9 protein-coding genes are annotated in these 14,464 nt (G+C 72.3%); all 9 read left to right on the top strand.

Going from position 1 to position 14,464, the window contains the following annotated elements; all coding sequences use genetic code 11:
- The first annotated feature begins 4 nt into the window (after positions 1-4).
- The 9 genes from mrdA to OG389_RS12805 all read left to right on the top strand — a co-directional run bounded on the left by mrdA (position 5) and on the right by OG389_RS12805 (position 14,385).
- Positions 5-2,182: a penicillin-binding protein 2 gene (gene mrdA / locus OG389_RS12845; RefSeq protein ID WP_328298609.1), complete on the top strand. Its 2,178-nt coding sequence runs from the start codon at positions 5-7 to the stop codon at positions 2,180-2,182.
- Positions 2,183-2,188: 6 nt separating this feature from the next.
- Positions 2,189-3,388 (top strand): rod shape-determining protein RodA, encoded by a 1,200-nt coding sequence (gene rodA, locus OG389_RS12840; RefSeq protein WP_328298608.1) that lies wholly within the window; start codon positions 2,189-2,191, stop codon positions 3,386-3,388.
- Between the two features lie 81 nt (positions 3,389-3,469).
- Complete coding sequence (locus OG389_RS12835; protein WP_328298607.1) at positions 3,470-4,987, top strand: CYTH and CHAD domain-containing protein; 1,518 nt, start codon at positions 3,470-3,472, stop codon at positions 4,985-4,987.
- A 73-nt stretch (positions 4,988-5,060) separates the two neighbouring features.
- Positions 5,061-6,986, top strand: a complete 1,926-nt coding sequence (locus OG389_RS12830; protein ID WP_328298606.1) for a TIGR03960 family B12-binding radical SAM protein — start codon at positions 5,061-5,063, stop codon at positions 6,984-6,986.
- A gap of 158 nt (positions 6,987-7,144) precedes the next feature.
- Positions 7,145-7,375 (top strand): type II toxin-antitoxin system VapB family antitoxin, encoded by a 231-nt coding sequence (locus OG389_RS12825; protein ID WP_443059425.1) that lies wholly within the window; start codon positions 7,145-7,147, stop codon positions 7,373-7,375.
- Positions 7,363-7,794: a PIN domain-containing protein gene (locus OG389_RS12820; protein WP_328298604.1), complete on the top strand. Its 432-nt coding sequence runs from the start codon at positions 7,363-7,365 to the stop codon at positions 7,792-7,794. The genes OG389_RS12825 and OG389_RS12820 overlap by 13 nt, the downstream gene beginning before the upstream one ends.
- 48 nt (positions 7,795-7,842) lie before the next feature.
- Positions 7,843-9,168: a hypothetical protein gene (locus OG389_RS12815; protein WP_328298603.1), complete on the top strand. Its 1,326-nt coding sequence runs from the start codon at positions 7,843-7,845 to the stop codon at positions 9,166-9,168.
- A gap of 127 nt (positions 9,169-9,295) precedes the next feature.
- Complete coding sequence (locus OG389_RS12810; RefSeq protein WP_328298602.1) at positions 9,296-10,087, top strand: TIGR03936 family radical SAM-associated protein; 792 nt, start codon at positions 9,296-9,298, stop codon at positions 10,085-10,087.
- Between the two features lie 233 nt (positions 10,088-10,320).
- Positions 10,321-14,385: an Rne/Rng family ribonuclease gene (locus OG389_RS12805; RefSeq protein WP_328298601.1), complete on the top strand. Its 4,065-nt coding sequence runs from the start codon at positions 10,321-10,323 to the stop codon at positions 14,383-14,385.
- Positions 14,386-14,464: the final 79 nt, after the last annotated feature.

Genomic DNA, 14,464 nt, shown 5'->3' with positions numbered 1-14,464 from the left:
CCACGTGACCAACATTCCGGAGACCGGCCGTACCTCCCGGGTGCGGATCCGGCTCGTGATCATCCAGGTCCTCGTCTTCTCCCTGCTCCTCACCCTCGGCGGGCGCCTCTGGTACCTCCAGATCCGCAACGGCGACGAGTACTCCGACGAGGCCAAGAACAACCACGTCCAGCAGGTCGTCCAGCCCGCCGTGCGCGGCTCGGTCCTCGACGCCCGCGGGGTCGCCCTCGCCGACAACGAGACCCGCCTCGTCGTCTCCGCCAGCCGCACCGAGCTGATGAAGATGAAGGACCGCGGCAAGGACGTGCTCTCCCGCCTCGCCGGGGTCCTCGACATGAAGCCGCAGGACGTCACCGACAAGGTCCGGCTCTGCGACAACCAGACCCCGCAGCCCTGCTGGAACGGCTCCCCCTACCAGCCCATCCCCGTCACCAACAAGGCCACCACCCAGCAGGCCCTCCAGATCCGCGAGCGCCCCGAGGACTTCCCCGGGATCACCGCCGAGCCCACCGCCGTACGCCGCTACCCGGCACCCGGCGGCGCCAACACCGGACAGGTCCTCGGCTACCTCGGTCCGGTCACCGACGACGAGATCATCAGGGCGAAGACCACCAACTCCCCGTTCCTGCGCTCCGACCAGGTCGGCCGCTTCGGGATCGAGCGCACCTACGACAAGGAGCTCCGCGGGAAGTCGGGCGTCACCCGCTACGAGGTGGACAACCTGGGCCGGGTCATCGGCATGGCCAGGAACGACCCCGCCGTCCCCGGCGCCAACCTCGTCACCAGCATCGACGCCCGCGTCCAGGGGGTCGCCGAGTACGAGCTCAACGCGGCCATGCTCGAGGCGCGCAAGCAGATCGACCGCAACACCGGAGTCCCCTACAAGGCCGACGCCGGCGCCATCGTCGTCCTGGAGTCCAGGACTGGCCGGGTCGTGGCCATGGCCTCCAACCCCACTTACGACCCGAACGTGTGGGTCGGCGGGATCTCCGGCAAGGACTACGCCAGGCTCACCGCCAAGGACTCCAACGTCCCCCTCATGAACCGGGCCATCCAGGGCCAGGCAGCCCCGGGCTCCATCTTCAAGGTCATCCCGACCGCGGCCGCGGTCAACGCCGGATACGCGTTCGACGGCAACTACCCCTGCCCGAGCTCGTACTCCATCGGCGGCCAGGTGTTCAAGAACTTCGAGTCCCAGGGCCACGGCTCGATCACCCTCGGCCGGGCCCTGGAAGTCTCCTGCGACACCGTGTTCTACGCGCTGGGTCACAAGGAATGGCTCAAGGACGGCGGGCTCAAGCCGAAGAAGAACCCCGCGCAGATCTTCTACAGGACCGCCCACCAGTTCGGCCTCGGCACCGAGACCCACATCGACCTGCCGGGCGAGGAGAAGGGCCGGGTCCCCGACCGCGAGTGGAAGCAGCGGTTCTGGGAGGCCAACAAGGACGGATGGTGCAAGACCGGCAAGAAGGGCGGCACCTACGTCGAGCTGCTCTCCTACGAGAACTGCCTCGAAGGCAACCTCATGCGCGCCGGTGACGCCGTCAACTACTCCATCGGCCAGGGCGACACCCTCGTCACCCCGATCCAGATGGCCACCATCTACGCGGCCATCTCCAACGGCGGCACCATGTGGAACCCCACCATCGGCAAGGCCATCGTCAGCGCCGACGGCAAGCACATCGAGGAGATCAAGCCGCAGGCCCACGGCAGGCTGCCGATGACCGAGGTCACCCGGCAGAAGATGGTCGCCGCACTGGAAGGCGTCGCCACCCGCGGCACCGCCGCCTGGCGCTTCGGCGGCTGGCCGCAGAAGCAGATCCCGATGCACGCGAAGACCGGTACCGCCGAGGTCTACGGCAAGCAGACCACCTCCTGGTTCGCCACCTTCACCGACGACTACACCATCGTCATGACGATCTCCCAGGGCGGCACCGGCTCCGGAGCCTCGGGCCCCGCCGTCCGCAACGTCTACAACGCCATCTACGGTCTCGACATGGCAGGCAAACAGGACCCGAAGGCCGCCCTGCTGCTGCGCCCCGAAGCCAAGCTCCCCACCATCCAGGCCGACGGCTCCATCGACTCGCCCGCGATCAAGCCGTACGTGCCCCCGTCCCCGGAAGACCTGGCGCCGCCCCCGCTCGCCGGGCCGCCCGCCCCGCCCGCCGCACGGCAGGACTGAACCCTGATGCAGACCGCGAACAAGTTCTCCGTATCCCGGTACGCGCCGGAGCGGGGAGCGATGGCCAAGCTCACCGCCCGCGACTCCGTGGTGCGCCGGCTCGACTGGCCGATACTCCTCTCCGCGCTCGCCCTCTCCCTCATCGGCGCCCTGCTGGTGTGGTCGGCGACCCGCAACCGGACCTCGCTGAACAACGGGGACCCGTACTACTTCCTCTTCCGGCACGCCATGAACACCGGCATCGGCCTCGTGTTGATGATCGCCACCGTCTGGCTCGGCCACCGCACCCTGCGCGGCGCCGTCCCGATCCTGTACGGGCTCTCCGTCCTGCTGATCCTCGCCGTGCTCACCCCGCTCGGCGCCACCATCAACGGCGCCCACGCCTGGATCGTCATCGGCGGCGGCTTCTCCCTCCAGCCCTCCGAGTTCGTGAAGATCACGATCATCCTGGGCATGGCCATGCTGCTCGCCGCCCGGGTCGACGCGGGCGACCTCGCCCACCCCGACCACCGCACCGTGGTCAAGGCGCTGTGCCTGGCGGCCGCCCCGATGGGCATCATCATGCTGATGCCCGACCTCGGCTCCGTCATGGTCATGGTCGTCATCGTGCTCGGCGTCCTGCTCGCCTCCGGCTCCTCCAACCGCTGGGTACTGGGCCTGCTGGGCTCGGGCGCGGCCGGCGCCATCCTGATCTGGCAGCTCGGCATCCTCGACGAGTACCAGATCAACCGCTTCGCGGCCTTCGCCAACCCCGAACTCGACCCCGCCGGAGTCGGCTACAACACCAACCAGGCGCGCATCGCGATCGGCTCCGGCGGCCTGACCGGCTCCGGGCTCTTCCACGGCTCCCAGACCACCGGCCAGTTCGTGCCGGAGCAGCAGACCGACTTCGTCTTCACCGTGGCCGGCGAGGAGCTGGGCTTCGTCGGAGCCGGGCTGATCCTGGTCCTGCTCGGCGTCATCCTCTGGCGGGCCTGCGTCATCGCCCGCGAGACCACCGAGCTGTACGGGACGATCGTGTGCGCCGGGATCATCGCCTGGTTCGCCTTCCAGGCCTTCGAGAACATCGGCATGACCCTCGGGATCATGCCCGTGGCCGGACTCCCGCTGCCGTTCGTCTCCTACGGAGGATCATCGATGTTCGCCGTCTGGGTGGCCATCGGACTGCTCCAGTCCATCAGGGTGCAGCGGCCGATGTCAGCCTGATCCGCCGGGTCGCCCACCGGTTTTCCGCCGCACCTCACGTTTCCCTTCCCGCCGTGTTCCGTACAGGACTACGTTCGATCCATGGCGGACACGAAGCGCGAGATAGAGCGCAAATTCGAGTTCAGGAGCAACAAGGCCGGACGGCGCGGAGTGCCGGACCTGACGGGCACGGCCGCCATCGCGGCCGTCACCGACCAGGGCACGGTCGACCTCGACGCCGTCTACTACGACACCCCCGACCAGCGACTCGCCGCGGACGGGCTCACCCTGCGCCGCCGCACCGGCGGCAAGGACGCCGGCTGGCACCTCAAACTGCCCGTCGCCCCGGGCGTGCGCGACGAGATCACCGCCGCCCTCAGCGACACCGTCCCGGTCGCCCTCACCGCACTGCTGCGCTCCAGGGTCCGGGACACCGCCCTGGAACCCCAGGTCCGACTCCTGTCCTCGCGCAAGGTCAGCCACCTCCTCGACGCCGGAGGCCTCCTCCTCGCGGAGCTGTCCACGGACGCGGTCCTGGCCGAGCGCGAGGACGTCACCGCCGCCTGGACCGAGGTCGAGGTGGAACTCGCCGACGGGGTCGACCCGGCACTGCTCGACGCCGTGGAGAAGACCTTCCGCAAGGCCGGCCTCCACGTCTCGGCCGCCCCCTCGAAGCTCGCCCGGGCGCTCGCCGAGACCTCCGCCGAGCCCGCACCGCCCGTCCTGGGCGGTGGCCCCGAAGGCACCGCGGGCGCGCACGTCCTCGCGTACCTGCGCGAACAGCGCTCCACCCTGATCAGCCAGGACCCCGCCGTACGCCGTGGCCTGCCCGACTCCGTCCACCAGATGCGGGTCGCCACCAGGCGGCTGCGCAGCGCCTTCAAGACGTACCGCGGGGTCCTGGACCCCGCCGAGACCGGCCCCATCGGCGAGGAACTCCGCTGGCTGGCCGCCGAGCTCGGCGTCGACCGCGACCAGGAAGTACTGCTGGAGCGGATCCAGACCCGGCTCGACGAACTCCCGCGGACCCTGCTGCTGGGCCCGGTCCGCGGCCGCCTCAAGGTCTGGAACACGACCCGCCGCACCGGCTCGCGCCGCGCGGCCCTGGCCGCCCTCGACAGCAGGCGTCACCTGGCCCTGCTGAACGCCCTCGACGCCCTGCTGGCCGACCCGCCGCTGCTCAGGGCCGCCGCCCGGCCCGCCGAGGCCGTCCTGCCCGCGGCGGTGCTCGACGACTGGGAACGCCTCGCCGGCCGGGTCGAGGGCGCGCTCGCCATGGACCCGGGCCAGGACCGCGACCTGGCCCTGCACGAGGCACGCAAGGCGGCGAAGCGCGCCCGGTACGCGGCGGAGGCCGCGAACCCGGCCCTCGGCAAACCCGCGCGGCGCCTGGCCAGGGCGGTGAAGTCGGTCCAGACCCTGCTCGGCGACCACCAGGACAGCGTGGTCGCCCGGGACGCCCTGCGCGGCCTCGCGGTCCAGGCGGCCGGCGCGGGGGAGTCCGCCTTCACGTGGGGCGTGCTCTACGCCCGCGAGGAGGCGCTGGCCGACCGCCGGGAGCGGGAGCTGCCGCAGGTGTGGGAGGCGGCCGCGGCGCCGGCGCTGGCCCTGCGCGGCTGATCTCGGGGGCGGGGGCCGGGCGGGGCCCGGGGTACGCTTGAGAGTCGCCCCCTGCCCGCTTCACGAAAGTCGCGTGATGACCGAGTCGGTCTTCCCTCAGCTCGAAGCCCTGCTTCCGTACGTCCAGAAGCCGATCCAGTACGTCGGCGGTGAGCTCAATTCCACCGTCAAGCCCTGGGAGAGCACCGACGTCCGCTGGGCGCTGATGTACCCGGACGCGTACGAGGTCGGCCTCCCCAACCAGGGCGTCATGATCCTCTACGAAGTGCTGAACGAGCGCGAGGGCGTGCTCGCGGAGCGCACCTACAGCGTGTGGCCGGACCTCGAAGAGCTGATGCGCGAGCACAAGGTGCCGCAGTTCACCGTCGACTCCCACCGTCCGGTCGGGGCCTTCGACGTGTTCGGGCTCTCCTTCTCCACCGAGCTCGGCTACACCAACATGCTGACGGCGCTCGACCTCGCGGGCATCCCGCTGGAGGCCCGCAACCGTACGGTCGACCACCCCATCGTGCTCGCGGGCGGCCACGCGGCCTTCAACCCCGAGCCGATCGCCGAGTTCATCGACTGCGCGATCATCGGCGACGGCGAGCAGGCCGTCCTCGACATGACCGAGATCATCCGCACGTGGAAGGCCGAGGGCCGCCCCGGCGGACGCGAAGAGGTCCTATTCCGTCTCGCGAAGACCGGACAGGTCTACGTCCCGGGCTTCTACGACGTCGACTACCTGCCCGACGGCCGTATCGCCCGTGTCGCCCCGAACAAGTCGGGTGTCCCGTACCGCGTGTCCAAGCACACGGTCATGGACCTCGACGAGTGGCCCTACCCCAAGCAGCCCCTGGTCCCGCTCGCGGAGACCGTCCACGAGCGCATGTCCGTGGAGATCTTCCGCGGCTGCACCCGCGGCTGCCGTTTCTGCCAGGCCGGCATGATCACGCGCCCCGTGCGGGAGCGAAGCATCACCGGCATCGGCGAGATGGTGGAGCGCGGCCTGAAGGCCACGGGCTTCGAGGAGGTCGGTCTCCTCTCCCTGTCCTCGGCGGACCACACCGAGATCGCGGACATCGCCAAGGGCCTGGCCGACCGCTACACGGACGACAAGGTGGGCCTGTCCCTCCCGTCGACCCGCGTGGACGCCTTCAACGTGGACCTGGCCAACGAGCTGACCCGCAACGGCCGCCGCTCCGGTCTGACCTTCGCCCCCGAGGGCGGCTCCGAGCGCATGCGCAAGGTCATCAACAAGATGGTCTCGGAAGAGGACCTGATCCGGACGGTCTCCACGGCGTACGGCAACGGCTGGCGCCAGGTGAAGCTGTACTTCATGGTCGGCCTGCCGACCGAGACCGACGAGGACGTGCTCCAGATCGGCGACATGGCGGTCAACGTCATCGCCAAGGGCCGCGAGGTCTCCGGCCAGAACGACATCCGCTGCACGGTGTCGATCGGCGGGTTCGTACCGAAGCCGCACACCCCCTTCCAGTGGGCCCCGCAGCTGTCGGCGGAGGAGACGGACGCCCGTCTGGGCAAGCTTCGCGACAAGCTCCGCGGGGACAAGAAGTACGGCCGTTCCATCGGCTTCCGCTACCACGACGGCAAGCCCGGCGTGGTCGAGGGCCTGCTGTCCCGCGGCGACCGCCGCGTCGGCGACGTCATCCGCGCCGTCTACGAGTCGGGCGGCCGCTTCGACGGCTGGCGCGAGCACTTCTCGTACGACCGCTGGATGGAGGCGGCCGAGAAGACGCTGCCCGCGTACGGGGTGGACGTGGCCTGGTACACGACCCGCGAGCGTACCTACGAGGAGGTCCTTCCCTGGGACCACCTCGACTCCGGCCTGGACAAGGAATGGCTCTGGGAGGACTGGCAGGACGCCCTCGACGAAACCGAGGTCGAGGACTGCCGCTGGACCCCGTGCTTCGACTGCGGGGTGTGCCCTCAGCTGGACACGAGTATCCAGATCGGTCCCACGGGCAAGAAGCTGCTGCCTCTCACGGTCGTGAAGTGACCTCGGGCTGAGCCTGCCTCGTCTATGCCCCCCACCGGGATCGGTGGGGGGCGTATTCATTCGACCGCTGGATTATCAATCCTGTGATTGACGTGAGCGGATATCCTGGGGGAGTGCGTGGAGGAATACTCCACATCTGCTGCCAGGAGGTGGCCGGCATGGCCAAGACGGTGATCGACATCGATGAGGAAGCCCTCGCGCTGGCGATGGAGGCTCTGGGTACCACCACGAAGAAGGACACGGTCAACGCGGCGCTCGAGGAAATAGGAGCGAGGCTGCGCAGGCAGCGAGCTCTGGAAGCCCTCGTGAAGCTCGACGAAGAGGGTGCGTTCGACAAGGGTCGGGAGCCCGGATTCAAGGCGGAGGTGCGTGGGTCGTGGGGGAGCTGACCGAGGGCGAGTTCCTGATCGACACCTCCGCCGCGCACCGGATCACCCTCCCGGGGCCGTTCTCCACCTGGCGTCCGGCTCTGGCGGCCGGCCGCATCGGCATGTGCGCGGCGACCGAGGTCGAGGCGCTGTACTCCGCCCGGTCGCCCGCTCAATACGCGGAGATGCGGCAGGCGTTCACGGACCTGTACGCGTGGCACGCGATCCCCGACGACGTGTGGGTCCGGGTCGCGGCCGCCCAGAGCGCGCTGGCCGAAGCCGGGTGCGTCCGCTCCGCGGGAGTCGTCGACCTGATCCTCGCGGTCACCGCCGCGCACCACCGTCTGACGGTGCTGCACTACGACCGGGACTTCGAGACCCTCGCCAAGCACATCGAGCTGCGCACACGCTGGCTCGCGGAGCCGGGCACCGTCGACTGAAAGGCGCCCCGGCGCAACGGCTCGGGGGTGTGGTGTGTCCTTAGCGGCATGGAACTGGAGAAGTCGCAGTCGGTGCCGCAGGGTGACGGCTGTCTGGTGGGGGTCGTCCGGGTACCCGTGAAGGTCGTGGCGGTGCTGGTCGTGCTGCCCGTGCGGGTGGTGTGGGACCTCCTCGTCGCCTTCGGGCGGATGCTCAACCGGCGGGTGCTCGGGCCGGCCGGGCGGGGGCTGCTCCGGTTCCACGAGCGGGCCGTGCGGCCGGTGTTGCGGGGGCTGGGGCGGGCGCTGGCCGTCCTGCTGAAGCTGCTGTTCGTGTGGCCGTGGGTGGGGCTGTGGCGGTACGCGTTCGTGCCCGCCGGGCAGGGGCTGGCGTGGCTGGGGCGGGCCGTGGGGACGTACCTGCTGCGGCCGTTGGGCGACGGGATCGCCCGGACGCTGCGCGGGCTGGGCCGGCATCTGCTCCTTCCGCTGGCCAAGGGCGTCGCGTGGGTCGTGCGGGCCCTGGTGATGGTGGTGTTCGTGTGGCCCTGGGTCGGGCTCTGGCGCCACGTCCTCGTGCCCGGCGGCGGCGGGCTGCTGCGCTACCTGCTCAAGCCCGTCGCGGCGGGGACCGCCTGGCTGCTCGTCGGTGCGTACCGGGTCGTGGTGCGTCCTGCGGCCGTTGGGTTGTACGTCCACGTGCTCGCTCCCGTCGGGAGCGCGGTCGCCTGGTTCGTGCCGCGCGCACTCATGGCCGTGTTCGTCTGGCCGTGGGTGGGGCTGTGGCGGTACGTGCTCGTGCCCGCCGCGCAGGCGGTGGCCTGGCTGGCGCGTGGCGGCGGGGCCGTGGCCGCGTGGCTCGGGCGGGCGCTGTTCGTGTGGCCGTGGGTCGCGCTGTGGCGCCACGTCGTACGGCCCGGAGCGGTCGGCGCGTACCGGTACGTCCTCGCGCCGGCCGGGCGGGCCCTGTACGCGTACCTGCTCGCACCGCTCGGACGGCTGCTCGTCAGTGCCTGGCACCTCGCGGGGCGCGTGAGCCGGGCACTGGGGCGCGGGCTCGTGTGGGTGTGGCGCTGGCTCGTGGTCAGGCCCGCGGGCCTGCTGCGCCGGCACGTGCTCACCCCGGCGGGGAACGCCGTCCGGGCGGCGTGGGCGGCCACCGGTCGTGCGGCCCGCGCGGCGCACCGGCAGGTCATCGCCCCGGCCGGCCAGGTCGTCCGTGAGGTGTGGCGTACGTCCCGCCTCGCGGTGCGCGAGGCGCGGGCCGATGTACGGAGGGCGCTGTTCGGGGAGCCGGCCGGGGAACCGGCGAGGTCACGGGCGCGTACTCTGGGTAGTAACACAGCCGCAGGCGACACGCCCGCCCCCGAGATCTCCCTGCGCGAGCAGGGGTGAGCCGGAGGGCACGGCGTGGCCCGCAGGCTCCACAGACATCAGGGCGACGCGCGAGCCGCGGAGCCCCGCACAAGGAGATGAACCACTGGGCAAGCGACAGCCCGAAGGCCCGCCTCCCGCACCTGTAGTGCAGCGCATCCGCCTGCGCTACACCAAGCGCGGCCGCCTCCGGTTCACCAGCCACCGTGACTTCCAGCGTGCCTTCGAGCGGGCCCTGCGCCGCTCCGAGGTTCCCATGGCGTACTCGGCCGGCTTCACCCCGCACCCCCGCGTCTCGTACGCGAACGCCGCCCCCACCGGGACCGGCAGCGAGGCCGAATACCTCGAGATCGCCCTCGCCGAGCCCCGCGACCCCGCGAAGCTGCGCGAGCTGCTCGACGAGTCGATGCCCGTCGGCCTCGACATCATCGACGCCGTGGAGGCCCACACCTCCGGTCTCGCCGACCGGCTGACGGCCTCCGTGTGGGAGCTGCGCCTGGACGGCGTGGCGGGCGCGGACGCCGTGCGGGCCGTGGAGGCCTTCCTCGCGGCGGAGACCGTGGAGGTCCAGCGCCGTACCAAGAACGGCATGCGCACCTTCGACACGCGCGGCGCCGTGGTCAGTCTGGAAGTGGTTCCCGTATCGGCTACCGCCCCGGCTGATAGGCCCCTGGACAATGCTTGTGCGATACTGCGGCTGGTTGTTCGGCATCTGACACCTGCCGTGCGACCCGACGACGTCCTGTCCGGTCTCCGAACCGTGGCCGACCTAACGCCGCCGGTCCCCGCTGCGGTGACCAGGCTGGCGCAGGGGCTCTTCGATGAGGAGTCCGGCACGGTGACCGACCCGCTCGCGCCCGACCGCGAGGCTGTCACGGCCGCCCCACCCACGGCCGCCGTAGCCGCCGACGCGAAGGCGCCGGAAGGTCCCGCCGCGTAGGGATCGTCGTCGTCGCGCAGCCCTGGGACTCGGGAGCCACCTGGGTCGGGCCGCGCACAGACCTGAAGACTTCCGCCAGGCCGTACGAACAAACACGTACGGAACCGGCGGCCATGAACTGAGCTCCCGTGTGGCGAACGCGCCCCGGAGGCCGGCTCCGCGCTCATCGTGCGGAGCCGTGCCGGACCGGAAGTCAGCCGCGGCGCCCGGGAGCGTGACGGGAGAAACCCCGCATGCTCAACAACGAAAACGACAGCAACAACACCGCCGCCGACAGTGGCAGCCCGAGCGACAACCTGCCTCCGCGCAGGCGCCGGCGTGCCGCGTCCCGGCCCGCCGGTCCGCCCGGTGGTGCGGTAGCCGCCGCCGAGGCCGCTCCCGCTCCCGTGGTGGCAGCGGCTCCCGCCGAGGAGGCCGCTCCGGCCGCCGCTCCGGCCCGTGCCCGTCGCCGTGCGACCCGCGCCGTGACCGCTCCTGAGGCGCCTGTCGCCGAGGCCACGCCGGTGGCCGCCGTGGAGGCTCCGGCCGCCGTGGCCGCCCCGGTCGCGGAGGAGTCCGCCGCTCCGGCGCCGCGTGCCCGTCGCCGTGCGACCCGCGCCGTGGCCGCCCCCGAGGCGCCTGTCGCCGAGGTCGCGCCCGTCGCCGCCGCTGCCGTGGTGGAGGAGGAGCCCGCTGCTCCGGCCGCCGCTCCGGCCCGTGCCCGTCGCCGTGCGACCCGCGCCGTGGCCGCTCCTGAGGCGCCTGTCGCCGAGGTCGCGCCCGTCGCCGCCGCTGCCGTGGTGGAGGAGGAGCCCGCTGCTCCGGCCGCTGCCCCGGCCCGTGCCCGTCGCCGTGCGACCCGCGCCGTGACCGCCCCCGAGGCCCCCGCCACCGAGGCCGCGCCCGTCGCCGCCGTGGAGGCTCCGGCCGCCGTGGCCGCCCCGGTCGCCGAGGAGTCCGCCGCTCCGGCGCCGCGTGCCCGTCGCCGTGCCACCCGCGCCGTGGCCGCCCCCGAGGCCCCCGCCACCGAGGCCGTCGTGGAGGAGGCCCCCGCCCCGGCTCCGGTCGCCGCCGCCAAGGCCACCGTCACCGTCGCCGACGCCGTGGACTCCCCGAAGCGCGGCGGTCGCCGCCGCGCCACCCGTTCCACCACCGCTCCGGCCGCCGCTGCCGCGCCGCAGCCCGTGGTCCCCGCCGCCGAGGCCGAGGCGCCCGCCGCGCCGGCCCCGTCCAGGGGTGGCCGCCGGGCCGCGCGTCCCGCCGTCGCCGTGTTCCAGGCTCCGGTCTTCGCCGAGCCGATGTTCCAGACCCCGGAGACCGCCGCCATGATGGCCGCGGCCGCCGCTGCGGCAGCCCCGGCCGAAGAGGCCGAGGACGAGGAGATCGAGCTCGTCGAGGCCGAGGTCGAGGCCGAGGTCACCCAGGCCCCCGCCGCGCAGCCGGCCGGCCGTCGCCGTCGCCGCGGTCGTGGCGCCACCGACTCCGCCGCGCCCGCGGCCCCGGCTCCGGCCGCCGCCGCGCCGTCCGGCCCGGTCTCGCTGGCCGACGTGGAGCTGGTCGAGGAAGAGACCGAGGCCGCCGAGCTCGAGGGCTCCGAGGAGGACTTCGACGAGTCGGGCGACCGCCCGTCGCGCCGTCGCCGCCGCGGTGGCCGCCGTCGCCGTCGTGGTGAGTCCGCCGACCTCGACGAGTCCGCCGAGGAGGAGGCCGAGTCCGAGTCCGCCGAGGAGGCCGACGAGGAGGAGTCCGACGAGGACGAGGAGAACGGGGCCCTCGGCTCCAGCTCCAGCCGTCGTCGTCGCCGCCGCCGTCGCCGGAGCGGCGACGGTGGTACGGACGCCGAGGCGGCGGGCGAGGACGACGGTGTGCGCACCGTCGTCAAGGTCCGCGAGCCGCGCCCGGCGCGCGAGCGCTCCGAGGCCCTGTCCACCTCCTCCGACGAGGTCCAGTCCATCAAGGGCTCGACCCGCCTGGAGGCGAAGAAGCAGCGCCGCCGCGAGGGCCGTGAGCAGGGCCGCCGTCGCGTCCCGATCATCACCGAGGCCGAGTTCCTGGCCCGCCGCGAGGCCGTCGAGCGGGTGATGGTCGTCCGCCAGTCCGGCGAGCGCACCCAGATCGGTGTCCTCGAGGACGACGTGCTCGTCGAGCACTACGTCAACAAGGAAGAAGCCACCTCGTACGTCGGCAACGTCTACCTGGGCAAGGTCCAGAACGTGCTGCCGTCGATGGAGGCCGCCTTCATCGACATCGGCAAGGGCCGCAACGCGGTCCTGTACGCCGGTGAGGTCAACTTCGAGGCGCTCGGCATGGCCAACGGGCCGCGCCGCATCGAGTCCGCCCTCAAGTCGGGCCAGTCGGTCCTGGTGCAGGTCACCAAGGACCCGATCGGCCACAAGGGCGCCCGCCTGACCAGCCAGGTCTCGCTGCCCGGCCGCTACCTGGTCTACGTGCCCGAGGGCTCGATGACCGGCATCAGCCGCAAGCTGCCCGACACCGAGCGCGCGCGCCTGAAGACCATCCTCAAGAAGATCGTCCCCGAGGACGCGGGCGTCATCGTGCGCACCGCCGCCGAGGGCGCGAGCGAGGACGAGCTGCGCCGCGACGTGGAGCGCCTGCAGGCCCAGTGGGAGGACATCCAGAAGAAGTCGAAGCAGATCTCGACCTCTTCGCCGAGCCTGCTGTACGGCGAGCCGGACATGACCGTCCGCGTCGTGCGCGACATCTTCAACGAGGACTTCACGAAGGTCATCGTCAGCGGCGACACCGCCTGGGAGACCATCCACGGCTACGTGAACCACGTGGCCCCGGACCTGGCCGACCGGCTGTCGCGCTGGACCTCCGAGGTGGACGTCTTCGCGACGTACCGGATCGACGAGCAGCTCGCCAAGGCGCTCGACCGCAAGGTGTGGCTGCCCTCGGGCGGTTCCCTCGTGATCGACAAGACCGAGGCGATGATCGTCATCGACGTCAACACCGGCAAGTTCACCGGTCAGGGCGGCAACCTCGAGGAGACCGTCACCAGGAACAACCTGGAGGCGGCCGAGGAGATCGTGCGCCAGCTGCGGCTGCGCGACCTCGGCGGCATCGTGGTCATCGACTTCATCGACATGGTTCTCGAGTCCAACCGGGATCTGGTCCTGCGGCGCATGCTGGAGTGCCTGGGCCGTGACCGCACCAAGCACCAGGTGGCGGAGGTCACCTCGCTGGGCCTGGTCCAGATGACCCGCAAGCGGGTGGGCCAGGGTCTGCTGGAGTCCTTCTCCGAGACCTGCGTCCACTGCAACGGCCGCGGTGTGATCGTGCACATGGAGACCCCGACCGTGGTCGGCGGCGGTGGCAACGGCAAGCGCTCCAAGCGTCGCGGCGGTCGCGACGGCGGGCACGAGCACGACCACGAGATCGAGGCCGTGGACACCGCCGAGGGCGATGTCTACGAGGTCGAGTCCGAGGCGGAGGTGGCTGCCGAGGCCGCCGCCCCCGTGGCGCTGCCCGAGCCCTCCTTCGTCGCCGACGAGGAGCTCTACAGCAGCCCGGCCGAGGCCGAGGCCGGAGTGAGCGGCCGCCGCAACCGCCGCCGCGCCACCCGTAAGGCGACCGCTCCGGCGGGCGCCCCGCGCGGTGCGGTCGAGCGGACCCCGGCGGCGCAGGCCCCCGTGGCCGAGCCGGTGGTCGAGGCCGAGGTCGTCGAGGTCGCCGAGCCCGAGCCGGTGTTCGTCCCCGAGGCCGTCGAGGTCCCCGCGGCTGTCGTCGCGGAGCCGGTGGCGGAGGAGGCCCCCAAGGGCCGCACCCGCCGTCGTGCCACCCGTAAGGCGACCGCTCCGGCGGGCGCCCCGGCCGAGGCCGCCCAGGCCCCGGAGCCGGCCGTGGCGGCCCCCGTGGCCGAGGCGGAGCCCGAGATCGAGCCGGCGCCGGTCGTCGTGGAGGTCCCGGCCGAGGTTCCGGCCGAGGCCGCGCCGGCCCGTCCGCGCCGCCGTGCCACCCGTAAGGCCACCGCACCGGCCGGTTCCCCGGCGGGCGCGGAGGCGGCCGTGCTGGTCGTCGAGACGCCGGTGGAGACCCCGGCCGAGGCCGTCGTCGAGGAGACCGCTCCGGCGGCTCCGGCCAAGAAGGCGGTCCGTAAGACGGCCGCCAAGAAGGCCACGGCGACCGCGGCGAAGAAGGCTCCGGCCAAGAAGGCGGCGGCGAAGAAGACCGTCGCCAAGAAGGCCGCGACGACCAAGACGGCCGCGAAGAAGACCGTGGCGAAGCGGGCGACGAAGAAGACCGCGGCGGCCGAGCAGCAGACGCTGCCCTCCGTCTCGGCTCCGACCGAAGCCTGATCCGCTCGCAGGCTGTGGGCCCCGCCGTGTGGCGGGGCCCACAGCCCCGCGGGACCCGGTTTGACCCTCTGGAACCGGC

This window comes from Streptomyces sp. NBC_00435 (assembly GCF_036014235.1).
In the GTDB taxonomy this organism is placed as follows: domain Bacteria; phylum Actinomycetota; class Actinomycetes; order Streptomycetales; family Streptomycetaceae; genus Streptomyces.
The sequence above is the reverse complement of the archived record's forward strand: the minus strand, read 5'-3'. Positions and strand labels throughout refer to the sequence as shown.